The organism is Tardiphaga sp. vice154 (assembly GCF_007018645.1).
Lineage (GTDB): Bacteria > Pseudomonadota > Alphaproteobacteria > Rhizobiales > Xanthobacteraceae > Tardiphaga.
Genome location: NZ_CP041399.1, coordinates 1,610,794 through 1,634,761 on the forward strand (window position 1 = coordinate 1,610,794; position 23,968 = coordinate 1,634,761).

The following is a 23,968-nucleotide window of genomic DNA, read 5'->3' on the forward strand; positions in this document are numbered from 1 at the left end:
TGGCTCCGATTTCGATCAGTATAAGATCGACTTAGACGCATATATCGCGATCCAGAACAACGGCGTTCTGCTGACAATTGGAAGCGGAACCGTTGCGACAATTTTTCATCATTCCTGCACTATTGGGATTCGTTCTGGCTATTTTGGCCGGAGCGTTTTCGGCTGAGGCGTATGCCGCGGGTCGCTTGAGTGATTTCGTGGGCAAGGCCGTGCCCAGTGAGCTCGTTCCCGGTGCCAATCGTGTCGGGTCGCTGCAGGGCGATCAGGCGATCATGCCGGCCTATAAGGATGAGCAACTCCTCGGCTTCGTCTATCTGAATTCCGATTTCGCGAACGCCACCGGCTATTCAGGCAAGCCGATCCAGTTATTGGTCGGCATCGACCCCAAGGGCGTCATCACCGGCCTCAAGCTGGTCGATCACAAAGAGCCCATCGTTCTCCTGGGAATTCCCGAGAAACGGATCATGGAGGCCGTCAACAAGTTGATCGGCGCCGATATCGCCGGCGTGGTGCGCGGCGCAGCGCCGGCACCGCAGGTCGATATCGTCAGCGGCGCGACAGTCACCGTGCTGGTGATGGGCGACAGCATCGTTCGCTCGGCTACCAAACTGATCAAGAGCGGGCGGCTTGGCACGCCTGGCGGCGCGCCAGTCGCGGCTGCACCGCAGGCGGTGAAATCGATCGACGCGGCAAAGGGCGATATTCGGGACTGGGAGAGTCTGCTCGGCGACGGCTCTATCCGCCACCTGGTCATGTCGGTTGCCGATGTCAACGCCGCGTTTGAGAAGGCGGGCAATGCCGCCGCGGCAGCGCGACCAGAGGAGGGCGACCCCGCCGACGTCTTCGTCGATCTCTATGTCGCCGATGTTGCCGTTCCGACGATCGGCCGGAGCCTGCTGGGCAACGACGGCTTCGCCCGCCTGTCCGGACGGTTGAAGCCGGGCCAGCAAGCCTTGGTCGTGGCAGGTCAGGGGCGATACTCCTTCAAGGGTGCCGCCTATGTGCGCGGCGGCATCTTCGACCGCATCGAACTGATCCAGGACACCAACAGCATCCGGTTTCGCGACCGTGACCACACGCGGCTGGGAAGTCTGGAAGCCGACGGGGCTCCTGCGTTCCCCGAGATTGGCCTGTTCGTGGTGCCGTCTGAGTTCACGCTCGACCCGACAGAGCCATGGGCTCTTCAATTGCTGGTCCAGCGCGTCATCAGCACCCGGGAGAAGGCTTGGCTGACCTTCGATCTCGGCTACGCGCTTCCCGACATCTATCTGAAGCGGGAACCGGTGGCGCCGTTCGCCCCGCCTGCGCCATCTGCGAGTTCGGCTCCGCCGTCTGTCGCAGCGGCAGGCGCTGCGCGCGCGCCTGCTACGGCCGAGGACGAGCCGCTTTGGATGAAAATCTGGCGCGGCAACACGGTCAAGATCGCAACGACGATCTTCGCGCTCGGTGCGTTGACGGTGATCTTTTTCTTCCAGAATGCGCTGGTCGCGCGGCCCCGACTGTTTGTGTGGGTGCGCCGAAGCTATCTCGTCTTCATCCTGGTCTGGATGGGCTGGTACGCTAATGCCCAGCTCTCGGTCGTCAATGTCCTGACCTTCGCCAATTCGCTGCTAACCGGCTTCAGTTGGGAGTATTTCCTGTCGGCGCCGCTGATTTTCCTGCTGTGGGGAGCGATCGCAGCAGGACTGCTATTCTGGGGCAGGGGCCCCTTCTGCGGCTGGCTGTGCCCGTTCGGGGCATTGCAGGAACTGCTCAACGTCTTCGCCCAGGCGATCAAGATTTCGCAATACCGCGTGCCATGGGGCCTGCACGAGCGGTTATGGCCGATCAAGTATATCATCTTCCTCGGCCTGTTCGGCATGTCGCTATACTCGACTGGCTTTGCCGAACAGCTTGCAGAGGTGGAGCCGTTCAAGACGGCCATCGTGCTGAAATTCGCGCGCGAATGGCCCTACGTCATTTATGCCCTGACGTTGCTGTCGGCCGGGCTGTTCGTCGAGCGCTTTTTCTGCCGCTATATGTGCCCGCTCGGCGCCGCGCTCGCCATTCCCGGCCGTATCCGGATGTTCGAATGGCTGCGCCGCTATCCGGAATGCGGTACGCCCTGCCAGCGCTGCGCCAAGGAGTGCCCGGTGCAGGCGATCCATCCCGAGGGGCACATCAACGTCAATGAGTGCATCTACTGCATGCATTGCCAGGAATTGTATTTCGACGATCACCGCTGCCCGCACGTGATCCAGGTGCGGCTGAAGCGCGAGAAGCGCGAAGCCCTGTCGTCGCCGTCGATGCGATCCGGCAAGGGGCCTGCCACCGTCATCACCGCCGGAGGACGCCCAATCGGATCGTCTACCGCCACTGCCGCACCATCAGCAACCGAAAGCCCAGGAGGCTTATTATGAGCGAAAACAGCAACAACAACGGGAGCGGCGTCAGCCGCCGAACCCTGCTCGGAACAGCGGCTGTCGCCGCGGGCGTCGGCCTGGTGAGCGGCGTTGGGCTGTCGGCCACGACGGCCGATGCGCAGACCAAGGCCGGCGCACCGAAGTCGACCGCTGCGCGTCCCGCCGTGCACAAGGCGGAAGTGCTTCCAGGCGAACTCGACGAATACTACACATTTTTCTCGAGCGGCCAGTCCGGAGAGATGCGTATCGTTGGCTTGCCGTCGATGCGCGAATTGATGCGCGTGCCGGTGTTCAACCGCTGCAGCGCCACCGGCTGGGGCCAGACCAATGAGAGCCTGAAGGTCCTCACCGAAGGCCTGCTGCCGGAGACCCGCGAATTCCTGAAGACCCGCGGCGGCACCTACATGAACGGCGACCTGCATCATCCGCATCTGTCCTTCACCGACGGTACCTATGACGGCCGTTACGTGTTCATGAACGACAAGGCCAACACCCGCGTCGCGCGCGTGCGGCTCGACGTCATGAAGTGCGACAAGATCATCGAACTGCCAAACCAGCACACCGTGCACGGCCTGCGCGTGCAGAAATTTCCGCGCACCGGCTACGTCTTTGCCAATGGCGAGGACGGCGTGCCGTTGCCCAACGACGGCAAGATTCTCGACGACAAGAAACAGTATCGAGCGATTTTCAGCGCGATCGACGGCGACACCATGAAGGTCGCCTGGCAGGTGATGGTCGACGGAAATCTTGACAACGTCGATGCCGATTACCAGGGCAAATATGCCTTCGCGACCTGCTACAATTCGGAAGAGGGCGTCACCCTTGCCGAGATGACCGCCAACGAGCAGGACTGGGTGGTCATTTTCAATATCAAGCGCATTGAGGAGGCCGTCAAGAACGGTGACTTCAAGGAGATGAAGGGCGTGCCGGTCATCGACGGCCGCAAGGGCTCGAAGTACACGCGCTATGTTCCAGTTTCCAACAGCCCGCACGGCATGAACACCGCGCCCGACGGCATCCATATCGTCGCTGCCGGCAAGTTGTCGCCGACGGTGACGGTGATGGACGTGCGCAAGTTCGACGATCTGTTTGACGACAAGATCAAGCCGCGCGACGTCGTGGTCGCCGAACCCGAACTCGGTCTCGGTCCGTTGCACACCGCCTATGATGGCAAGGGCAATGCCTACACGACGCTGTTCCTCGACAGCCAGATCGTGAAGTGGAACATCGATCTCGCCAGGCGGGCCTTCAAGGGCGAGAAGGTCGATCCGATACTGCAGAAGCTCGATGTCCACTATCAGCCCGGCCACAACCACACCTCGATGGGCCAGACCAAGGAGGCCGACGGCAAATGGCTGATCTCGCTGAACAAGTTCTCCAAGGATCGGTTCCTCAATGTCGGCCCGCTGAAGCCCGAGAATGACCAGCTGATCGACATCTCCGGCGACAAGATGGTGCTGATCCACGACGGCCCGAGCTTCGCCGAACCGCATGATGCCACCATCGTCCATCGCTCCAAGATCAATCCGGTGTCGATCTGGGACCGCGCCGACCCGATGTTTGCCGATGCGGTCAAGCAGGCCAAGGCAGACGGCATCAAGCTCGAGGATGACTCCAAGGTCATTCGCGACGGCAACAAGGTGCGCGTCTACATGACGTCTACCGCACCTGCGTTCGGTCTTGAGCAGTTCCAGGTCAAGCAGGGCGACCAGGTCACCGTCTACGTCACCAACATCGATTCGGTGGAAGATCTGACCCACGGATTCTCCATCGTGAACTACGGTATCAACATGGAAGTCGCTCCCATGGCCACGGCGTCGGTAACGTTCTCGGCGGATCGTGCCGGCGTCTACTGGTACTATTGTTCGTGGTTCTGCCATGCCATGCACATGGAGATGAAAGGCCGCATGTTCGTCGAGCCGAAGACGGTCTGAGGCAGGAACGACACGTGAACCTCCTCCTGCGCCTTGTTCCGGCGGCGATCCTCGCCGCCGGAGTGTCGATCTCCGCCAGCGCGGAGACGCTGAAAGCTGTTCCGGACCAGCCGCTTCAGGCCGTGCTGGACGGGGCGCAGGACGGCGACGTCGTCGAACTCGGCGTCGGGGAATACAAGAGCGCCATCCGGATCGAACGCCGGCTGGTACTGGCGGGACGGCCCGGGGTCGTGCTCACCGGCACGGGGTCCGGCAACGTCATCACCGTGACCGCACCGGACGTCACCATCCGTGGTGTCACCATCAGGGGATCGGGCCGCAACCTTCAAACCATGGATTCCGGCGTGTTCCTCGAAAAGACCGCGGAGCGGGCGCTGGTCGAGGACAACCGGCTGGAAGGCAACCTGTTCGGCATTTATGTACATGGCGCCAAGGGCTCGCGCGTCTTGCGTAACACCATCGAAGGCCTGCGTGACGGTCGCGTCAGCGAAGCCGGAAACGGCGTCTCGCTGTGGAACGCACCCGATGTCACCATCGGCGAAAACACCTTCCGCTACGGACGCGACGGCATCTTCACGATTTCGAGCCGCAAGGACCGTTTCATCAATAACCGCTTCGAGCATGTGCGGTTTGCTGTGCATTACATGTACACCAGCGACAGCGAAGTCAGCGGCAACGTCTCGATCGGCAATCACGTCGGCTACGCCATCATGTTCTCCAACCGGCTGGTGATCCGCGACAACGTCTCCGATCGCGACCGCGACCATGGCATGCTGTTGAACAGCGCCAACTATGCGGATATCGACGGCAACCGGGTGACAGGGGGACGGATCGACAACATCGAGGCCACGCGCGACGACAGCGCGGACGCCGAGCCCGGCATGCCGCCTGTTGAAAAATCGCGGGAAGGTCAGCGCAACGGGCCGGAGAAATGCGTCTTCATCTACAACGCCAACAAGAACAGGTTTCGCAACAACTGGTTTGAGCGCTGCGAGATCGGCGTGCATTTCACGGCCGGCTCGGAAGGCAACGAAATTACCGGCAATGCCTTCATCGGCAACCGCAATCAGGTGAAGTATGTCGGCACCCGCGACCTCGACTGGTCGAAGGGCGGCCGCGGCAACTACTGGAGCGACAATCCGGCGTTCGACCTCAATGGCGACGGTATCGCCGACACCGCCTATCGACCTAACGATGTGGTCGACCGCGTATTGTGGACGGCACCACAGGCAAAGGTGCTGATCAACAGTCCCGCCGTACAGGTGCTGCGCTGGGCGCAGGCGCAGTTCCCGGCGCTGTATCCCGGCGGCGTCATCGATAGCCGTCCGCTGATTGCTCCGCCACCGAAGCCGATTTCCAGCCGGAGTCTGAAATGAACTCGACCGTCTCCGTCAGCGGCGTGACGAAAAGCTATGGTGCGGTGAAAGCCCTGCGCGACGTGTCGTTCACGCTCAGCCCCGGGCGGCTGTGCGCACTGGTCGGCCATAATGGCGCCGGCAAGACGACGCTGATCAAGCTGCTGCTCGGCCTGATCCATCCCGATCACGGCGAGATCCGCGTGCTCGGACAGGACCCGGCAGCGGGAGAATTCTCCGCACGCCGGCAGCTAGGTTATCTGCCAGAGAATGTCGCGTTCAACGCGGCGCTGACCGGCCGTGAGACGCTGGCGTTCTATGCGCGGCTTAAGCGGATCGAACCGGCGTCTGGGTGGCCACTGCTCGAGCGGGTGGGTCTCGGCCACGCGGCCGACCGCCGGGTCGGTACCTATTCCAAGGGCATGCGGCAGCGACTTGGCCTGGCGCAGGCACTGCTCGGCCGGCCGCGCGTGCTGTTGTTGGACGAGCCTACTACCGGACTCGATCCGGCGCTGCGGCTGACGTTTTATGAGATCCTGCAAGAGCTGCGCGATGACGGCGCCATGGTGCTGATCTCGTCGCATGCGCTCAACGAGCTGGAAGACCGCGCCGAACATGTCCTGATCATGAACCGCGGCGTCCTGGTGGCGCAGGGCACGCTGGCCGAACTGCGCTCGATCTCGCAATTGCCGATCCGCCTGACGCTCGATTTTCAGGCTGATGCTGACGGTACGCGGCCGTCGTGGATCCCTAACGACTCCGTGGCCGTCGAGCGGGGCTGCGTGCTGCTGGCCCGCGACGAGGCACAAAAGATGGCGCTGCTGCGGGCCGCCTCGGGCGACCAGAGGGTCACTAACATCGATATCGCTTCGCCGACGCTCGACGATCTCTATGCGCACTTCCTCCGGTCGCAGGAGAACGCCGCGTGAGAACGATCCTCATCGTCGCCCGTAAGGAAATCCAGGAGGGCCTGCGCAACCGCTGGGTCCTCGCGACCACCTTGCTGCTCGGCGCGCTGTCGCTGTCGCTGACCTTCCTCGGCAGCGCACCGACCGGCAATGTCGGCGCCGGCCGCCTCGACGTAGTCGTCGTCAGCCTCTCCAGCCTCACCATTTTCCTGCTGCCACTGATCGCGCTGCTGATCTCGCACGACGCGGTGGTCGGCGAAATGGAGCGCGGCACCATGATCCTGCTGCTCAGCTATCCAGTCGGCCGCTACCAGGTCATTCTCGGAAAGTTCTGCGGTCATGTGCTGATCCTCACTTTCGCAACCGTCATCGGCTACGGCGCGGCCGCAGTGGCGCTCGCAATTACCGGCGCGTCGGTGCTGGCGGCGAGCTGGTACGCCTTTGCCGCGATGCTGGGGACCTCGGTCATGCTCGGCGCCGTGTTCGTGGCGATCGGCTATCTGATCAGCAGCATGGCGCGCGACCGTGGCACCGCGGCCGGTCTGTCGGTCGGCGTCTGGTTATTGATGGTGCTGGTGTTCGACATGGCGCTGCTCGGGATCCTCGTCGTCGACCAGGGGCGGATCGTCTCGGCGCAGGTGCTGGAGTGGCTGCTGTTCCTCAATCCCACCGATCTCTATCGCCTGAGCAACCTTACAGGCTTCAACGTCAGTCAGTTCTCCGGCATGGCCGGGCTGGCCGGCACGGCAACGACGGGACTGGGTGCGCTCCTGGCGGGCTTGACGTTGTGGATCGTGGCACCGCTTGGACTGGCCACGCTGTTCTTTGCACGGAGGGAATTATGATCTCGCGGATCGTGTGCGCCTTCATTGCAGCCGTGGTGCTGGCTGGGTGCAATCAGGACGCCGGCACAACCGTGCCGCCGCCAGTGGCGTTGAACAGTGACGCGATGGGCGTGTTCTGCGGCATGAACCTGCTGGAACATCCCGGCCCTAAGGGGCAGATCATCACCGGCAGTCGGATCGATCCGTTCTGGTTCACCTCGGTGCGGGATACCGTGGCCTTCACCCTGATGCCGGACCAGCCGCGCGACATCCGTGCGATCTACGTCTCGGATATGGCGAAAGCGCCGAACTGGGAAGATCCCGGCGCCACCAACTGGATCGATGCGCGCAAGGCCTTCTACGTGATCGAGAGTCGCCGGCAGGGCGGCATGGGCGCGGCGGAAGCTATCCCGTTCGGCAATCGCGCCGCCGCCGATGGCTTCGTCGCCACGAATGGCGGGCGCGTCGTGACGTTTGCGGAGATTCCGCCGACCTATGTGCTGGGCAGTGACAACGTGGGCGACCAAAGCGAGCGCGATCATTCCGACACGAAGACAAATTGAGGAGCAATCCATGCTGAATCGGGATATCTCGCGCCGGCGCATGATTGCCATCACGGCGATGGCGGCCTGCTCCACGGTGCTGACGGGGCGTCCCGCGCAGGCCCATGAGGCGATCCGCTGGCAGGGCTCTGCGCTCGGCGCGCAGGTGTCTATCGAAATTTACCATCCGGACCGCGTCGAAGCAGAGCGGCTGGTGCAGCATTGCATACTGACCGTACGGCGGCTGGAAGCGCAGTTCAGCCTGTACCGCGCCGACTCGGCGATCTGCAGCCTCAATCGCACCGGCGTGCTTGTGTCGCCGGACGCCCACATGGTCGCGCTTCTCAAGACGTCTCTGTCCTTTGCCGAAATGACCGATGGTGCCTTCGATCCGACGGTGCAGCCGTTGTGGCGGCTTTACGCCGATCATTTTGCCGCCGACCTGCCCGATCCAGCCGGCCCATCCACGGGCAAGCTTGCCGACGCGCTGGCAAAGGTTGGGCACCGCGGCCTGCTGGTCGGTCCCGACCGCATTGCGCTGGTCAAGCGCGGCGCGGCTGTGACCCTGAACGGCATTGCCCAAGGGTACGCCACCGACCGTGTCGTCGACAGCCTGCGCGAGGCCGGGCTATCGACGACACTGGTCGACATGGGAGAGATCCGCGCGATCGGCGGCCGGCCCGACGCGACCCCGTGGCGTGTGGGCCTATCCGATCCGGATCGACCCGGCCTGCTCACCGAGACCATCGATCTGGTCGATCGCGCCGTCGCCACCACTGCCGGCGCCGGATTTCATTTCGACGGGCCCGGACGGTTCACGCATCTGTTCGATCCTGCGACGGGTCGCAGTCCGGCGCTCTATCGGACCGTCAGCGTGATCGCACCGACGGCGACGGAAGCCGACGCGCTTTCGACTGCGTTCAGCACAATGCCGCTGGCTCGCATTCGCCACATAATATCCCGTCGACCGGCCGTGCAGGTCAGGCTGGTCGATGCGAGCGGAGCCACAATTATCGACGGCGCGTAAGTTCGAGCAGGCCCCCCGGACGGGTCGCATCATTTGGTGCAACAGGCAAAGCGCTCGACCCGCATGGGCGAACCCAACCAGGAGAACAAAATGCGCAAGTTCATTTTCGCAGCCATGCTGGCGATCGCCGGTTCAAGCCAAGTTCAGGCCCAGGACGCCGCCGCTGGCGAAAAGGTGTTTGGCGTCTGCAAGATGTGCCATCAGATCGGCGAAACCGCGAAGAACGCCGTCGGTCCGCAGTTGAACGGCCTCATCGGCCGCAAGTCGGGCACCGTCGCGGGCTATTCCTATTCGGCCGCCAACAAGGATTCCGGAATTACCTGGGACGAGGCCACCTTCCGTGAATACATCAAGGACCCGAAAGCCAAGGTCCCGGGCACCAAGATGATCTACGTCGGCCTCAAGGATGAGCAGAAGACCAACGATCTCGTCGCGTTCCTGAAGCAATTCGATGCCGAGGGGAAGAAAAAATAGAAGCAGCTACGTTCAGCTGACCAAAGGCTGATACACCCATTTGGGTTTCGACAGTGATCAGTCCTGACGAGCATCTAAAGAAGACGTCATTTTAGCAAGCCGCAGGCTGAACCGGACGGTGAATGCCGAACGCCGCTTCGAATAGAGGGCCGTCTGCTTGCTCCTGCCGTCCGCCGATATAAAATCGGTTTCCGGTGCGATGCCGGCACTTGCCGGTCATGAATCGATGATGGCAGGTCAATCTCTGCATCCTCGTCGCCCGACGGCCTGCAAAGATCCGAAACGGCGCACGCTTCGAGTCCTTGTCGCTGCCATGTCGGTGATGAAGCCGCAGGATGGAACTATTCATCACGGTCAGCCTTCGTCGCGCGACGACTCTCCGGTAATCTCAATAGCGTCCAGAATTTTATTATAGTTCTGTCTTCTATCGTACATAGCGTGTACAGTGCCATTGCTGGTGAGATCTCGGCTCCTCCAGCGGCTTAAGATCCGGTCGTCCCCGACAGAGAGTGTATCCGTGTCGATAATTCTTCTGGAGCGCGGATCGAAGAAGCAGAAGGCATCGAGCTTGCTCGCGAGCCCTTCTAGCGGGCTTTTCGTTGCCGACCTCGACGTTTTTTCCGGCGTTAAGCCGCGGTACCTAGGGGCTTCGCCTCGCGGGCAACTATTGCGAGCAATCTTACTGATAGTCTGCCTACTGGATGGAGGCTCGGTTCTTGCTGCTGAGGCGCCGCCTGACACGATGGCAGCGCGGATGCAGGCATGCGCGTCCTGTCACGGCGCGCAGGGCGAGGGAACCAATGACGATTACTTCCCCCGTCTGGCGGGCAAGCCGGCGGGCTATCTCTACAATCAGTTGATCGCGTTTCGCGAGGGCCGGCGCCGCTATCCGCCGATGAACTTCCTCCTCGAATTTCAGAACGATGCCTATCTGCAGAAGATGGCGGAGTATTTCGCCGAGCAGCGGCCGCCATTGCCGGCGCCGGCGACTCCAACTGTCAGCAACGATCTGCTCGCAAGGGGAGAGCTGCTGGCGACGAAGGGCGACCCGCAACGCAACATTCCGGCTTGCGCGGGCTGTCACGGTCCGTCCTTCACCGGGATGGAGCCGGCGATACCCGGGCTGCTGGGCCTGCGCCCTTCCTATATCAGCGCGCAACTCGGCGCGTGGCGCTACGGCACCCGTACCGCGGCGTTGCCGGACTGCATGCAACTCGTGGCGGGCTATTTGACCGAGGACGACGTCAAGGCGCTGGCAGCGTGGCTATCGTCGCGCAAGGCTCCCGCCGACACCACGCCGGCGCCGCGCGGCAGCCTGCCGATCCCGATGCCGCTGGCGTGCGGCAGCGAACCGAATTGAGGGCGTCGTGATGATCACCCGCATTTCCGGAATGATCCTGGGCGCCGCGCTGATCAGCGGCCTGTCGGTCGCAGCTGTGCCGGCGCAACAGCCGGTGACACCGCCGTCGGCCGCGCCTGCCCCGCAGCCGGCCAAGGTGCCGACGGATTCAGTCATCGCGCGCGGCGAATACCTGGCGCGCGCCGGTGATTGCATCGCCTGCCACACGGCGCCGGAGGGCCAAACCTTCGCCGGAAGCCGCGCCATGAAGACGCCGTTCGGCACCATCTTCACGTCAAATATCACGCCCGATCCGACAACCGGAATAGGCAAATGGACCGCCGACCAGTTCTACACTATGATGCACACCGGGCGCTCGATTGACGGTAGCCTGCTGTATCCGGCAATGCCATTCGCCTCCTATACCAAGGTCACGCGCGACGACAGCGACGCGATTTTCGCGTTCCTGATGTCGGTGCCGGCCGTGAAGCAGGCCAACCGCCCTCACGACCTACGGTTTCCCTACAACAACCGTTCGCTGATCATCGGCTGGCGCACGCTGTACTTCAACGAAGGCGAATACAAGCCGGATCCGACCAAGTCCGCGGAATGGAACCGGGGCGCCTATCTCGTCGAGGGACTCGGCCATTGCGGCATGTGCCACACGGCGATCAACGCTTTGGGCGGCAGCTCGGACTCGCAGGCCTTCGAGGGCGGGCTGATCCCGATGCAGAACTGGTACGCGCCGTCGCTGACGTCGAACAAGGAAGCCGGCCTCGGCGACTGGGGCATCAAGGACATCACGGAGCTGTTGCGCGACGGCATTTCGCATCGCGGCGCGGTCTACGGCCCGATGGCCGATGTTGTCTATAACAGTCTTCAATATCTCAGCGACGACGACGTTCGCGCGATGGCGATCTATCTCAAGGGCCTGGCACAAGGCAGTTCGCCGGACCGGCCATCGCCGCCATTGCCAACTGCCGAGACCAGCCTGCTCGTCAGCTTGGGAAAGCCGATTTACGACAGGCAATGCGCCAGCTGCCACGGCACCGAAGGAGCCGGCAAGCCGCCACATTATCCGCTACTCGCCGGCAACCAGTCGATCCAGATGTCGTCGTCGGTGAATGCGATCCGCATGGTGCTCAACGGCGGCTTCCCGCCCGCCACCAAGGGCAATCCGATGCCGTATGGCATGCCGCCCTTCGCGCATGTGTTGTCCGATGACGAGATCGCGGCGGTTGTGACCTACATCCGCACCTCTTGGGGCAACCGCGGCGCTCCGGTGTCGGCACGCCAGGCCAACGAACTTCGTTCCGCGACGCTGAACTGAGACATCCCATGATCAATTCACCGTTGCCATCCTCCGACAGATCCAAGCAAGACGAGTCCGTGCATGTCATCGTCCGCGCCGGCCCGCAAGGCGCAATCGCCGTGGCCGGTGTCGCAACGGCGATCGTCGTCGGATTGTGGTTCGCGTTCTATCTGCTGGTCTATCTGCCCCGCGTATATGTTCCATGAAACCAGCATAAACACCGCATGGCCCGATCATGACCGAGAACAGCGAAGCCTCCCACGACGTCGCCGCGCGTATCGAGCGGCGCTGGGCGATGGTGTCGATGGCCATCGTGGTGGTGCTGGTCGGGATCGCCGCGGTGACCGGCATCCAGCACGCCTCGATGCCGCAGGGCCGCGTCGAGACCGCCGATCCGAAGACGCTGCACCTGACCGGCGAATTCATCGAAAGCAATCTCGGCACCGCAGTCGAGGCCGACGGCTCGGTGATGGTGCGCGCCATCGGCCAGCAGTTCTCCTTCACGCCGCAATGCATTTTGGTGCCTGCGAACACGCCGATCACGTTCCGTACGACCAGTGCCGACGTCGTGCACGGTCTGCTGATCGAAGGCACCAATATCAATTCGATGCTGGTGCCGGGCTATATTTCCGAATTCAAGGCCAGCTTCAAGGAGCCGAAAGAGCATGTGATGCCGTGCCAGGAATTTTGCGGCATCGGCCACCAAGGCATGTGGGGCAGGGTCAAGGTGATCGACAAGGCGGCTTTCTTGAATCTGAAATCGACGCGCGGGAGACTGACCTGTGTTGACTAACCGGCGGCTCATACTCGCGCATTTCTGGCTCGCCTTCACGGTGTTCGGCCTGGCGATCCTGCTCGGCGCCTGGCAGATGTTCGTGCGCAGCCCGCTCAATATCTGGCACTTCAATCCCGAGCTGTATTATCGCTCGGTGACCGCGCATGGCTCCGCGATGGGCTATGTATTCCCGACGCTGATCGCGATGGGCTTCGGCTACTTTATCACGGAGACAGCGCTGGAGCGGCCGATGATCGGTCGGCGTTGGGCCTGGGCGTCGTTCCTGCTGGTTGCAATTGGCGCCGTGGTGGCGCTGGTGCCGGTATCGATGGGCCTGGCGTCGGTACTCTACACCTTCTACCCGCCGCTGATCGGCAATCCGTTCTATTACATCGGCGTCGTGCTGGTTGTGGTGGGCTCATGGATCTGGGTCGCGCTGACCTCGATCAACCTGTACGCTTGGAAGCGCGCCAATCCGGGCAAGCCAATTCCGCTGGCGATGTTCGCCAATACGGCCGGTGCCTATCTGTGGGGCTGGACCGCGGTCGGCGCGGCGCTGGAAATCCTGCTGCAGATCTTGCCCGCGGCGCTCGGCCTCACCACCACGATCGATGCCGGCCTGTCGCGGGTGCTATTTTCGTGGACGCTGCACGCCATCGTGTATTTCTGGCTGATGCCGACTTACATTGCCTATTACACTATCTTTCCGCGGGCGATCGGCGGGCGGATCTACAGCGACCCGATGGCGCGGATTTCCTTCATCCTGTTCCTTGTCGTCTCGATGCCGATCGGTGTCCACCATCTGTTCACTGATCCGCAGGTCGGCGCCGGCTTCAAGTTCATGCAGTCGGTGTTCACCGGACTGGTGGCGCTGCCGACGCTCCTGACAGTGTTCACGATCTGCGCCTCAGCCGAAATCGCCAGCCGGATGCGCGGCGGCCGCGGCGCGTTCGGCTGGGTCTCGGCGCTGCCGTGGAGCAATCCGATCATGCTGGCGACGGCGCTGTCGCTGGTGATGCTGGGCTTCGGTGGCGCCGGCGGCCTTGTCAACATGAGCTATCAGCTAGACAGCTCGATCCATAATACGCAGTGGGTCACCGGCCATTTCCACCTGATCTTCGGTGGCGCCATCGTCATCATGTACATGGCGATTGCTTATGACACCTGGCCGCAGCTCACGGGCCGCCCGCTGCAAAGCTTCAGGATCATGCGGACACAGCTGTGGCTGTGGTTCATCGGCATGATCGTGACCACCTTCCCCTGGCACTATGTCGGCATTCTCGGCATGCCGCGCCGTATGGCGTTTTATGACTACGCCAATCCGGCGGTGTCGCCGCAGGCCTTCTCGGTAACGATGTCGGTGGTCGGCGGGCTGATCCTGGTAATCTCGACCGTGCTGTTCTTTATCGTGCTGATCCGCGGCCAGATCGTGCCGAAGCTCACGCAGGAGCCCTATCGATTCGCCGTCGCAGTGCACCAGCCAGTGCGGCTGCCAATCGCCCTGAACAGTTTCGGGCTTTGGATAGCCTTGATGGTCGGGCTCACGCTGGTGAACTACGGCTATCCGATCGCCCAATTGGCGGTGCTAAAGCAGACATCGGTGCCGGTGGTCTATATGGGAGCCGGGAAATGAGCGACCAGCAGTTGTATTCCTGGCGCAATCCATGGTTCGCCGCCAGCGTCGGTTTTGTGGTTTCGGTGGCCGTGGGCGCGGCCTTGCTCGGTCTTGTCGGTTTGCCGCTGCTGCAGCCGGACCTGAAACTCGGCGGCATCTGGGACGCGATCTGCAGCGCCGCCGGTGTGCCGCGCGCGGCACCGGCCAGCGTGGCCGTCCAGCCCGATTTCACGACGTCGAAGGTGGTAATGACGTCGGAGATGCTGACCAGGCAGGATGCGATTTCGATCGGCCGCGGCGCCACGCTGGCGCAGCGCTGTGCGATCTGTCACGGGCCGCAGGGCGTCAGCGACGCCAATTCGCCGAACCTTGCCGGGCAATTCGCCGCGGTGACTTTCAAGGAGCTGAACGACTTCAAGACGGGCGCCCGCGTCAACGCCACGATGACCCCGTTCGCGATCAACATGTCGCAGCAGGACATGCTCGACCTCGCAGCCTATTACGCCTTCCTGCCGCGCGTGCCGCTGAGCCATCCCGGACCGCCGCTGCCAGCGCCCGTGATCGTCATCAATGGCGCGCCGATGCGTAACATCGCGCCGTGCGGCTCGTGCCACGGGGGGATCGACACCAAGGCCGGTGCGCCATGGCTCGGCGGCCAGTCGGCGGTCTACATCAAGGCGCAGCTGCAAGCTTTTGCCAGCGGGGCACGGCGCAACGACATTAGCGAGCAGATGCGCAACGTGGCTCGGCAGATGACGTCTGAAGAGATCGATATGGCAGCGGAACATTACGCCTCTCGCCCCTGATGCGACGTACCGCACTATGAAAAGTACATAAGCAAGAAAGTTAGCTTTTGCTGGTGCGATTTCTCACACAGCTACGGTGCCATGATAAGTTTATTCTTATGAAGGTCCGTCTTGCCGAAAACGAAGAACTTCCAGCTGAATGCACGGGTGAGCCGACGGATCGGCTACGTTCGGCATTGCTGAAAGCTGCAGACGGCCGGCACTAGTGGATTGCAAGTTACCGAGCTGAAAGATGCCGCCCCACCAGTTTAAGGCCCCGGTCTCCCCGGGGCCTTTTGCTATGCGGCCTCGCTTGTTTCCAAATCATCGTTCGCTGGTTGTTCGAACAGAGCACTTTCGGACAGACTTGCCTTGACCAAGGCCTGAGCCAGCACCGGGCTCACCGAATTGCCACACATGCGCACCTGTGACGCCTTGGAAGGCTGTTTTCCTTCCTTGGTTCGTTCTGGCCTGCCCCCGAACTTTCATCCAGTCGCGATTAGAGTCTCGGCGGATGTTGAAGTGCTCCCCAAAACTAGGCCAGCCGGAGCTGGAATTTTCCGGGGTTAGGCTCATGCCGGCGGGGGCGCCGATGAGCCATTCAACAGCGATATCGGCGCCTTGTTACCGATCGCGCTATGTGGCCGGACTTCGTTGTAGTCTCTACGCCAATCCTCCATTTTCTGCCGTGCGTCGTCAAGGCTCAGTAACCAGTGCGTGTTCAGGCATTCGCTTCTGAACTTGCCGTTGAAGGATTCGATGAAGCTGTTGTCCGTCGGCTTGCCTGGCCGCGAGAAGTCCAGCACGACGCCCTTCTGATAAGCCCAGATATCGAGATCGCGAGAGATGAACTCTGATCCCTGGTCGACACGGATGGTTTTCGGATAGCCAACGGTCTTGCAGATGCGCTCTAGGGTGACCACGACATCCTCGCCACGATAACTGAAACGCGGATCGACGGCTGGCGAGAAGCGGCTAAAGGTATCGACGATCGTCAGCACGCGGATCTTGCGGCCCGTGGCGAGCTGGTCGTGCACGAAGTCCATTGCCCAGGTCTCGTTGACCTGGACAGCATCTGTTCGATCCTCACGCAGCTTGGCCTTCACGCGACGCTTCGGCGTTTTGTTGCGCAATTGCAGGCTCAACTCCCTATAAAGACGGTAGACACGCTTGACGTTGACGTCCCAGCCCTCACGCAGCAGTAGGACATGGACCCGGCGATAGCCGTATCTCACCCGCGTCTCGCAGATCTCCCTGATCCGGTGTTTGAGAGCGGCCTGGTCGCCACGCTTCGACTTGTAGCCGTAAAGTGCGCGATCGATCCGGAGCGTCGAACAGGCCCGCCTGATCGAGACCTTCCAGTCGCCGCACACCCTGTCGACAAGCTCGCGCTTGCGGTCAGGCCTCAGAGTTTTTTTGAGAGCACATCCTGCAGCATGGCCTTGTCCAGCGACAGGTCAGCTACGATCCGCTTCAGCTTGCCATTCTCTTCCTCCAGCTGACGCAAGCGCTTCATCTCCGAGGGCATCAGGCCTGCATACTTCTTCCGCCAGTTGTAAAAAGTAGCCTCGCTGATCCCGGCCTTGCGGCAGACCTCCGCGACTGCCGAGCCATCTTCCGCCTGCTTCAAAACGAATACGATCTGCGCTTCTGAAAACTTCGATGCCTTCATGGAACTCTCCTCGTCCCCGTCAGGGGATCATAAATGGAAAATTCCAGGTCAAACTGGCCTAATTTGGTGGGGGCACGTCAGATGTTACGCCGTTGGGCGCGGGGTGAGCAACGTGCGGTCGGCGGAGCTGGTCGGAGTTGCGGAGCCGATCGCACGTTGCGGTGAGGTTAGCGGCATAGGCCGCAGGCGTCAGGTAGCCCAGGCCCTTCTCAGAGGTGTGGTAACGAGATATGTTATATTCGCTCGGGCGTTTGGTGCATGCTCAGAGCGCGATCCAAGGCACTGCAAGGCGAGTGATAATCGTCGAAACGAGGATGAGACTTATATGATCATGAGACGAGATGTTCTTTTAGGTGCCGCAGCAGCGCTTTCTGCAGCATCGCTTGTCGAACCTGCGGCGGCGCAATCTGACAGCGGCACAAGTGCGAAAACCTATGTCCTGGTTCATGGCGCATATGGCGGCGGGTGGATTTGGCGGGATGTAGCGGAGGGGCTCCGGAAGCAGGGACATAAGGTTTACACACCTACGCAGACCGGCCTCGGTGAGCGGGCGCATCTGATCTCGCGGCAAATCACTGTCAACACGCATATCGAGGACGTCGCCAACCTGATCGAGACCGAGGAACTTAATGACATCATCCTCGTCGGTCACTCTTACGGGGGCATGGCGGTGACTGGCGTTGCGGATAGGATGCCGGAGCGCATTCGGCATATCGTCTATCTTGACGCTCTCATCCCGGAGAACGGAGAGAATGCTTTCAGCATTCTTCCGGCCGGTGCGGAAGCTGCACGCAGAAAGACCGCTGTCGAACAAGGCGGCGGCGTTGCGTTGCCGGTGCCCGGACCGGAAGGATTTCCAATCCCCGATGGCCCCCGCAAGGACTGGTTCATGCGGCGCCTGCGTCCCCATCCCATCAGTACTTATGAGAGCGCGGTTCGCCTGACCAAGCCTGCAGGTGCGGGCCTCCCGGTCACTTACGTGGCCTACACCAGTCCGGCGCTAGCCTCGATTGAACCGAGCCGCCAGCGGGCCCGAACGAAAGCCGGATGGAAGTACATTGAACTCCCTGTTCCCCATGACGTGGAGATTCCGAATCCGGAAAAAGTCTACGAACTGCTTATTTCGATAAAATAGCGCGCCTCAGCGACCTGATTGGTTTGTCAGGCACAGGAATCCGGTTGCGTCCCCCAAGCGCAACCGGATCAGTGTCCGGCAGCATATTTAACCTTAAGAGTGTCAATTCATTTGGATTGCGTCTCAAGGCCCGAAGCTAGATCGCAATTGCAGCTTCCAGTCACCGTCATCCTCGGTGAAGACATACAAGGAATCGTAGACCCCGATGACCGATCCGTCCTCGCGGTAGCGCGTATATTGAACGGCATAGTGCGCTTTGATCGGCGACGACTGAAGAAGCTTGATTTCGGTCCATGCGCTGTGGTGCCAGCCTTGCTGCTCCCCCAGCTTGGTGAACAGATCCATGGGATTGTTGCCCGGCGCTTCATAAACGAACAGCTCATTGGCGGCGGCTCTCACATGCGGAAAGCGCATGACCGCGTCCATTCCGAAAGCATCGTGGCGGTTCAGCGCTTCCATCCATTCAACGAGTAGCGCCTCGCACCGCTGCGCCCCTTCGTTCGAGATACGGCCTTCGCGAGCGTCATAGGTTAGCTTGAGGCTGTCCGAACCCAACATAGCTGCTCCAATACATCAAGATGTGTAACGACCTTGCCTCAACGAGTGACGATGCTGCGCGTCGAGTTCCGCGACGCATCGAATGAAATCGCGGACACGCTAGGCGATATTGAGAACCAGGTTCCCTTGTAATGTGCCGTTCTCGACCATCTCGTGCGCTTCGACGATCCGATCTAGAGGTAGTTGTTGAGCGACGGTATGAATGAGGCTGTCATCGGTGAGCAGGCGAGCAATCTCGGCGAGACCAGGGGCCCGCTCTGCTGCGGTCAGCTCATAGATGAACGCAAACGAGAGACGAATGTTCAGGCTCATCAACGCGAGGCTGGGAAGCCTACTCTGCTGAGCTGACATGCCGTAGACGGCGCAGCTCGCATATGGCTTCAGGATGTCGGGATAGTAGGCGGCGTTGCGCGACAAATCCATTTCGATGATCGAATCGACACCGGACGGCGCCAGTTGCCGCACCTTCCGGGCGACGTCCTCCGTGCGATAATTGATCACCTCCCGGGCACTCAGCGGCCCGGGGCTTTTGCCTGACGCACTGCCGCATGCCGCTCCGTCGGCTGAGGCCGGCCGGCCGAGCGTAAGCCTGGTCGCTGCGGCTACAGGCTGCTCGCCTCGATCCGCTCGTTGAGCTTCTGGTCGACGATCTTCACGGTGCGGTCGATGTCGGGATTGGTCATGCCGAGCTGATGAGAGATCAGCTTCACCAAGAGGTCGACCCGCTCGATGAAGGGCGCGCCGCTGGCGACCGCGCGCGCGGCCGAGGACGGCTTGAGCAGGCTCTCCGCCGCCTTGGCGTATTTGGCGAAGGGCACCTGGTCCTGCGGATCGGCGCCGAGCCGCCGCGCCACCGCGTCGACATGGTCGTAGATCGATTGCGAGACCTTGAGGTCGCCGTGCACGGCATCGCGGATCGACTGCGGCTCCTCGGGCGTGATGCAGCGGTAGTTGCCGGTCAGCAGCATCGACCATTTCGCCAGCGGCACGAACAGCGAGTCGAACACCCTGAGCTTCACCGGGACATCGTGGCCGTCCAGCCGGACGGCGTCGATGTCGGCCTCCAGTTCGCGCAGCAATTGGTTGTGCTTCTCGTCGGCGAAGATCGCGGCCTTGAAGTTGGTGGGCAGGCCGACATGCAGCACGTTGGCCGCCTCTTCCGGGGGACGGAAGGCCTGCGGATCGGGCGAGCACAGCGTGACCAGGCCGGGCTTGAAGCGGTCCCACACTTGGGCGTTGGTGTAGGCCTCCTGCAGATCCATGTCGGCAAGCCCCGGGATGCGCTTGAGATAGGGCAGCGGCGGCATGTTCATGATCGACAGGCAGGGCAGTTCCGCGGCGGCGATCTTGATCATCAACACGCGGATGGTGTGGTTGGTGTATTGCGGCTCTTGCATCGCCAGACCGACCAGATCGTAGCGGGAGAGATCAACGTCGCCCGGAGAGGTCGCATCCAGTTTGCCCGGCAGGTCGCGCGAGAAGATCGAACGATGGTTCGGCTCGTCGCGCAGCTTGATGCGGACCTCGGTACCTTCGCGGTTGATCAGTTCGGCGGTCTTGCTACGGCAGACCAGGGTCACATTGTGCCCGGCCATCAGCAGCTTGGTGGCCAGCAGCGAGCCATAGGAAGCGCCGAGGATAAGGATATTACGCGGCATTATATTTCGTCCCCAAACTATCTTTGGCGTCGGGCCGACCGGCTCGGCGCCAATATGTTTATTTGCCCGGACCGATGCTGCAGCGCAGCGTCGCAGTCCAGCAGTCAATTTAGCTGTAGCCGCGGTTCAGTAGGCGGGCAAGTGTGGCGCCCGCTTGAACGGCCGGCCATGCGCCAATCTGTCCCGCCTGTCAGGAGTGCCAGACGCCCTGACAGTGCTACTGTCGCAAAAAAAACATAGGGGGAGTGAATCATGCCAAGCGAAATGGATCGCCGTCGTTTTATCGCGGCCGGAGCGGCAGTCGCCGCAATGCCGCTGCTGTCGCGCGATGGTTTTGCGCAAGCCGCGTGGCCGTCTCGGCAAATCCGCATGATCGTCAGCTATCCCGCCGGCGGGCAGACCGATCTGCTCGGCCGCGCATTTGGTGATTTCATTTCCCGGAAGGTCGGCCAGACCGTCGTGATCGAGAACAAGGCGGGCGCATCGGGGGCGATCGGAGCGGCGGAAGTCGTCCGCGCCGAGCCCGATGGGCACACCATCCTGTGCTCGATCTCGACCACCTATGTGATGAACCGGGTCATGATGAAGGCCCCCGGCTACGACATGGACAAGGATCTGACACTGCTCAGCCTGATCCCCGGCGCCGGTCTGCCGCTGGTGGCCAGCCCGAAGTCCGGCGTCACCACGCTGGCAGAATTCGTCGACTATGCGCGCAAGAGCGGCAAGGTCAATTTCGGCACATATAGTGCGGGCTCGTCACCGCATATGACGATAAACGAGCTCAACCGGCAGTACGGGCTCAACATCGAACCGATCCATTATCGCGGTGAGGCGCCGATGTGGACCGGTCTGGCGGAAGGCACGCTAGACGTTGCGATGGGCAGTTACACGGCCGCGCAATCGGTGCTGCAAAGCAACCGCGGCGTGGCGTTTGCCGTGCACTCGAAGAAGGTCGATGCGATTCCGAGTGTCAAAACGCTGCCCGACCAGGGCGCCACCTCTCGGTTCTTCACAGTGAGCGGCTTCACGGGCTGGGCCGTTGCGAAGGCGACGCCGCAACCCATTGTGGACAGGCTGTCGCAGCTCTTCGTAGCCGCCAATGATGATCCCAAGGTCAAGGAGGTCCTCGCGACCTTCGTGCTGGAGCCGGCGCTCGGTTTCAAGGACAGCAACGCCCTCTACCAGCGCGAACTGCCGGTGTGGATCGAAAGCGCGCAGGCGCTCGGCTTGCAACCGGTCTGAATCTGGTCGAAAAGTCAGGCCGTGGAAGCGGTCGTTGCGGTCGCTGGATTGGAGCGCCCGTTGTCGGAACTGAACCATGCGGCGCGCACGGTGCGTCTCGACGCCAAATGAGCTGACGCGACCTCGATCGCGCCGGTCGTTTCCGCAAATCTACCCGTCATCCGAAGCGTCGGTGACGTCGTTGTCGAAATCTATGCGGCCGGCGTCAATCCGTCGGACGTAACACTTATGTGGGCATCGACACCCTGGGCTTTTCCTCTTCCACCGGCAGCGGCAAACTGTTGAGCGATTGCTCCGTATTTTCGCAGCGCCAAGGCAATGGCAAGCCGGGTTAACTCGGCTCCTCGGCGAGCACGGGAATAACAGTTCTTCTCTTGGTTTTGCTCTTGTATGTTCACGACTTTCGCGAGATGCGGTTGCGAAATTTCTGTCGGACTTAGCTGCGAAATTTCCGGACGTGCGCTGGTATGCGACAAACGTCGTTTTTGACGGAGAATCAAACTTAGCCGTCGAATGGGTCTCTACACGAACGATCGGCGGCAAATCCAATCGCGTCCAAGGAGCGTCTGTCATGCGCTTGAAAGATGGAAAATCGCGGCCAACTCCGATTATCGCGATCGCTCCTGATGCACCGGAATAGAATCTGGTCTGCGCTCGCCGGCCTCATGGCAGGCTTCGTTGGCAGATTCGTTGCCGTAGAATTCTTGAAGGTTGCCTGAGACTGGAATGAATGCCAGCGGCGGCTCTCTAAGAGGCGCTCGCCGCTCGCGCGCGCTATGATCCTCGACTCGTCCATTCCGACCGCACGGATGGTCCAACAAGGATCGTAATTGGTGCTGCTAAACGTGCTTACTGAACGTTCAGGAACTGCAGCAGCGTCTGACGACGCAGCCACGCAATTGCCAGTGTGATGCCGAGCAGGACGATTGCCGGCGCCGGATTACCGCCTATTACGAAAAGATCGGTGATGACCGCTCCCACCATGGTGGCGCTCAACGCTACCGAGCCGAACGCAGCAAGGCCCGGAAACAACAACAACAGCCCGCTGGCGGCCATAAGCGGCTGCCCTTGGGCGACAGGCGAACCTGAACATCAATCGAGCTGACGGCTGAAGCGCCGGAAACGCGCCCGCGCCATCCTGGCCGCCGGCGGCGGGACGGCATGTTCAGGCACGGATCGTTTGCGCGTAAATTCGGGGCAAGCGATCCACCGGCACCCTTTGTCAATTAACCGCGTAAACAACATCCAATGAAATATGCGCAAAACGCGCAAATATGGTTGTTAGATGCGCATTATGCGCATATGTCACTCACGCTGCGCTATTCTGGAAAGATTTTTGCGCGAAATAAGCAATATGCGCAAAGCGCGGGAAGGATACACCATGCAGGTTCCAATCAAGCGGGCGATCGAAAAAATTCCCGGCGGGATGATGACGGTTCCGCTCTTGCTCGGCGCGCTGATCGCCTTCTTCTTTCCGGGCACTCCGAAATTCTTCGGCTCGTTCACCGGCGCACTGTTCTCCGGCGGCGCCCTGACCATCCTTGCCGTGTTTTACGTCTGCATGGGTGCCAGCATCGACTTCAAGGCCACACCCTACATCGTGAAAAAGGGCGGCACCCTTCTTATCGTCAAGGTCGGCGTCGCCATGATCCTCGGCCTGATCTTCGGTCGCTACCTGGGCGAAGCCCCCATCACGGCCGGCATTTTTGCAGGCGTCTCCACGCTGGCCATCGTCGCCGCGATGAATGACACCAATGGCGGCCTCTATATGGCGCTGATGGGTCAGTACGGCCGCCCGCGCGACGTCGGCGCCTACACCATCATGACACTGGAAAGCGGTCCTTTCCTCACCATGGTCACGCTCGGCGTCGCCGGCCTGTCCTCGTTCCAGTGGCCGGCGCTGGTCGGCGCGATCCTGCCGCTGGTGATCGGCATGATCATCGGCAATCTGGACCGCGAGATGCGCGCCTTTCTCAGCAAGGCCGTGCCCGTGATGATCCCGTTCTTCGCCTTCGCGCTCGGCACCGGCCTCAACCTGTCGCAGGTCTGGCAGGCCGGTCTGCTCGGTCTGGCGATGGGCGTTGCCGTCGTCGTCGTCACCGGCATCCCGCTGTTCTTCGCGGATCGCCTGACCGGCGGTAACGGCGTTGCCGGTGTCGCGGCGGCCTCCACTGCGGGTAACGCCGCCGCCGTGCCGGCGATCGTTGCTGCCGCCAATCCGGCCTATGCCGACGCCGCGGGTCCCGCGACCATCCTGATCGCTGCCTGCGTGGTGGTGACTGCGATCCTGACGCCGATCCTCACCTCGTGGGTGGCCAGCAAGGTCGGCCGCGACGTCGAGCCGGACGCCGAGGAAATCGCCTCTGCCGATCCGGTCATCGCAGCGCCCGCACCGGCGGTCGGTCGCTGAG

General features: G+C 61.7%; 23 protein-coding genes and 1 pseudogene. 18 read left to right on the top strand and 6 right to left on the bottom strand.

From position 1 onward, the window contains the following. The first annotated feature begins 92 nt into the window (after window positions 1–92). The 14 genes from FIU28_RS07540 (at window position 93) to FIU28_RS07605 (ending at window position 15,313) form a co-directional block, all read left to right on the top strand. Window positions 93–2,399: a NosR/NirI family protein gene (locus FIU28_RS07540; protein WP_143572349.1), complete on the top strand. Its 2,307-nt coding sequence runs from the start codon at window positions 93–95 to the stop codon at window positions 2,397–2,399. Continuing rightward, a complete protein-coding gene (gene nosZ / locus FIU28_RS07545; RefSeq protein ID WP_143572350.1) occupies window positions 2,396–4,336 on the top strand; it encodes a TAT-dependent nitrous-oxide reductase in 1,941 nt (646 codons plus the stop codon). Before FIU28_RS07540 ends, nosZ begins: the two co-directional genes overlap by 4 nt. Before the next feature lie 14 nt (window positions 4,337–4,350). Continuing rightward, the gene (locus FIU28_RS07550; protein WP_143572351.1) at window positions 4,351–5,712 is read left to right on the top strand and encodes a nitrous oxide reductase family maturation protein NosD; all 1,362 of its coding nucleotides are present in this window, start codon (window positions 4,351–4,353) and stop codon (window positions 5,710–5,712) included. After that, complete coding sequence (locus FIU28_RS07555; protein WP_143572352.1) at window positions 5,709–6,620, top strand: ABC transporter ATP-binding protein; 912 nt, start codon at window positions 5,709–5,711, stop codon at window positions 6,618–6,620. Before FIU28_RS07550 ends, FIU28_RS07555 begins: the two co-directional genes overlap by 4 nt. Next, a complete protein-coding gene (locus FIU28_RS07560) occupies window positions 6,617–7,444 on the top strand; it encodes an ABC transporter permease subunit (protein WP_143572353.1) in 828 nt (275 codons plus the stop codon). The genes FIU28_RS07555 and FIU28_RS07560 overlap by 4 nt, the downstream gene beginning before the upstream one ends. Continuing rightward, window positions 7,441–7,986: a nitrous oxide reductase accessory protein NosL gene (locus FIU28_RS07565; RefSeq protein ID WP_143572354.1), complete on the top strand. Its 546-nt coding sequence runs from the start codon at window positions 7,441–7,443 to the stop codon at window positions 7,984–7,986. The genes FIU28_RS07560 and FIU28_RS07565 overlap by 4 nt, the downstream gene beginning before the upstream one ends. 10 nt (window positions 7,987–7,996) lie before the next feature. Next, entirely contained in the window at window positions 7,997–8,992 is a 996-nt protein-coding gene (locus FIU28_RS07570; protein ID WP_143576091.1) for an FAD:protein FMN transferase, read from the top strand. A gap of 90 nt (window positions 8,993–9,082) precedes the next feature. Next, a complete protein-coding gene (locus tag FIU28_RS07575; RefSeq protein ID WP_143572355.1) occupies window positions 9,083–9,466 on the top strand; it encodes a c-type cytochrome in 384 nt (127 codons plus the stop codon). 667 nt (window positions 9,467–10,133) lie between these two features. Continuing rightward, window positions 10,134–10,826 (top strand): c-type cytochrome, encoded by a 693-nt coding sequence (locus FIU28_RS07580; RefSeq protein ID WP_441351656.1) that lies wholly within the window; start codon window positions 10,134–10,136, stop codon window positions 10,824–10,826. Between the two features lie 10 nt (window positions 10,827–10,836). Beyond that, entirely contained in the window at window positions 10,837–12,135 is a 1,299-nt protein-coding gene (locus FIU28_RS07585) for a c-type cytochrome (RefSeq protein WP_246660983.1), read from the top strand. A gap of 8 nt (window positions 12,136–12,143) precedes the next feature. Beyond that, the gene (locus tag FIU28_RS07590) at window positions 12,144–12,323 is read left to right on the top strand and encodes a hypothetical protein (protein WP_143572356.1); all 180 of its coding nucleotides are present in this window, start codon (window positions 12,144–12,146) and stop codon (window positions 12,321–12,323) included. Between the two features lie 29 nt (window positions 12,324–12,352). After that, complete coding sequence (locus FIU28_RS07595; protein WP_143572357.1) at window positions 12,353–12,910, top strand: cytochrome C oxidase subunit II; 558 nt, start codon at window positions 12,353–12,355, stop codon at window positions 12,908–12,910. Further along, window positions 12,900–14,525, top strand: a complete 1,626-nt coding sequence (locus FIU28_RS07600; protein ID WP_143572358.1) for a b(o/a)3-type cytochrome-c oxidase subunit 1 — start codon at window positions 12,900–12,902, stop codon at window positions 14,523–14,525. The genes FIU28_RS07595 and FIU28_RS07600 overlap by 11 nt, the downstream gene beginning before the upstream one ends. Further along, window positions 14,522–15,313 carry a c-type cytochrome gene (locus FIU28_RS07605; RefSeq protein ID WP_143572359.1) on the top strand — a complete coding sequence of 264 codons (792 nt, stop codon included), beginning with the start codon at window positions 14,522–14,524 and terminating at the stop codon, window positions 15,311–15,313. Before FIU28_RS07600 ends, FIU28_RS07605 begins: the two co-directional genes overlap by 4 nt. A gap of 551 nt (window positions 15,314–15,864) precedes the next feature. On the opposite strand, the gene FIU28_RS07610 is transcribed toward FIU28_RS07605, so the two are convergent. Both FIU28_RS07610 and FIU28_RS26670 read right to left on the bottom strand, forming a co-directional pair. Beyond that, window positions 15,865–16,964, bottom strand: a protein-coding gene (locus tag FIU28_RS07610; RefSeq protein ID WP_143571799.1) for an IS3 family transposase whose coding sequence is annotated in 2 segments (ribosomal slippage) — window positions 15,865–16,712 and window positions 16,712–16,964 — 1,101 coding nt in all. Because the reading frame shifts where the segments join, the coding sequence is not laid out codon by codon here. A gap of 58 nt (window positions 16,965–17,022) precedes the next feature. Beyond that, window positions 17,023–17,208, bottom strand: a pseudogene (locus FIU28_RS26670) (hypothetical protein); the annotation flags it as partial. Window positions 17,209–17,289: 81 nt separating this feature from the next. On the opposite strand from FIU28_RS26670, the gene FIU28_RS07620 reads away from it, so the two are divergent. Continuing rightward, a complete protein-coding gene (locus FIU28_RS07620) occupies window positions 17,290–18,099 on the top strand; it encodes an alpha/beta hydrolase (protein ID WP_143572360.1) in 810 nt (269 codons plus the stop codon). A gap of 123 nt (window positions 18,100–18,222) precedes the next feature. Here the strand turns inward: FIU28_RS07620 and FIU28_RS07625 are convergent, their stop codons facing one another. The 3 genes from FIU28_RS07625 to FIU28_RS07635 form a co-directional block, all read right to left on the bottom strand. Beyond that, a complete protein-coding gene (locus tag FIU28_RS07625) occupies window positions 18,223–18,657 on the bottom strand; it encodes a hypothetical protein (protein WP_143572361.1) in 435 nt (144 codons plus the stop codon). Window positions 18,658–18,756: 99 nt separating this feature from the next. Continuing rightward, window positions 18,757–19,173 carry a zinc-binding dehydrogenase gene (locus FIU28_RS26350; RefSeq protein WP_441351631.1) on the bottom strand — a complete coding sequence of 139 codons (417 nt, stop codon included), beginning with the start codon at window positions 19,171–19,173 and terminating at the stop codon, window positions 18,757–18,759. 86 nt (window positions 19,174–19,259) lie between these two features. Beyond that, window positions 19,260–20,315: a ketopantoate reductase family protein gene (locus tag FIU28_RS07635; protein ID WP_143572363.1), complete on the bottom strand. Its 1,056-nt coding sequence runs from the start codon at window positions 20,313–20,315 to the stop codon at window positions 19,260–19,262. 252 nt (window positions 20,316–20,567) lie between these two features. On the opposite strand from FIU28_RS07635, the gene FIU28_RS07640 reads away from it, so the two are divergent. After that, window positions 20,568–21,557, top strand: coding sequence for a Bug family tripartite tricarboxylate transporter substrate binding protein (locus FIU28_RS07640; protein ID WP_143572364.1), 990 nt, complete (start codon window positions 20,568–20,570; stop codon window positions 21,555–21,557). Between the two features lie 289 nt (window positions 21,558–21,846). Continuing rightward, complete coding sequence (locus tag FIU28_RS27325; RefSeq protein WP_143572365.1) at window positions 21,847–22,197, top strand: nuclear transport factor 2 family protein; 351 nt, start codon at window positions 21,847–21,849, stop codon at window positions 22,195–22,197. A 209-nt stretch (window positions 22,198–22,406) separates the two neighbouring features. Here FIU28_RS27325 and FIU28_RS07650 read toward each other — a convergent pair whose 3' ends face one another. Continuing rightward, on the bottom strand, window positions 22,407–22,613 hold the full coding sequence (locus FIU28_RS07650; protein WP_143572366.1) for a hypothetical protein: 207 nt from the start codon (window positions 22,611–22,613) through the stop codon (window positions 22,407–22,409). Between the two features lie 325 nt (window positions 22,614–22,938). Between FIU28_RS07650 and FIU28_RS07655 the strand changes: the two genes are divergently transcribed. Continuing rightward, complete coding sequence (locus FIU28_RS07655; RefSeq protein WP_143572367.1) at window positions 22,939–23,967, top strand: 2-keto-3-deoxygluconate permease; 1,029 nt, start codon at window positions 22,939–22,941, stop codon at window positions 23,965–23,967. The last annotated feature ends 1 nt before the right edge of the window (window position 23,968 follow it).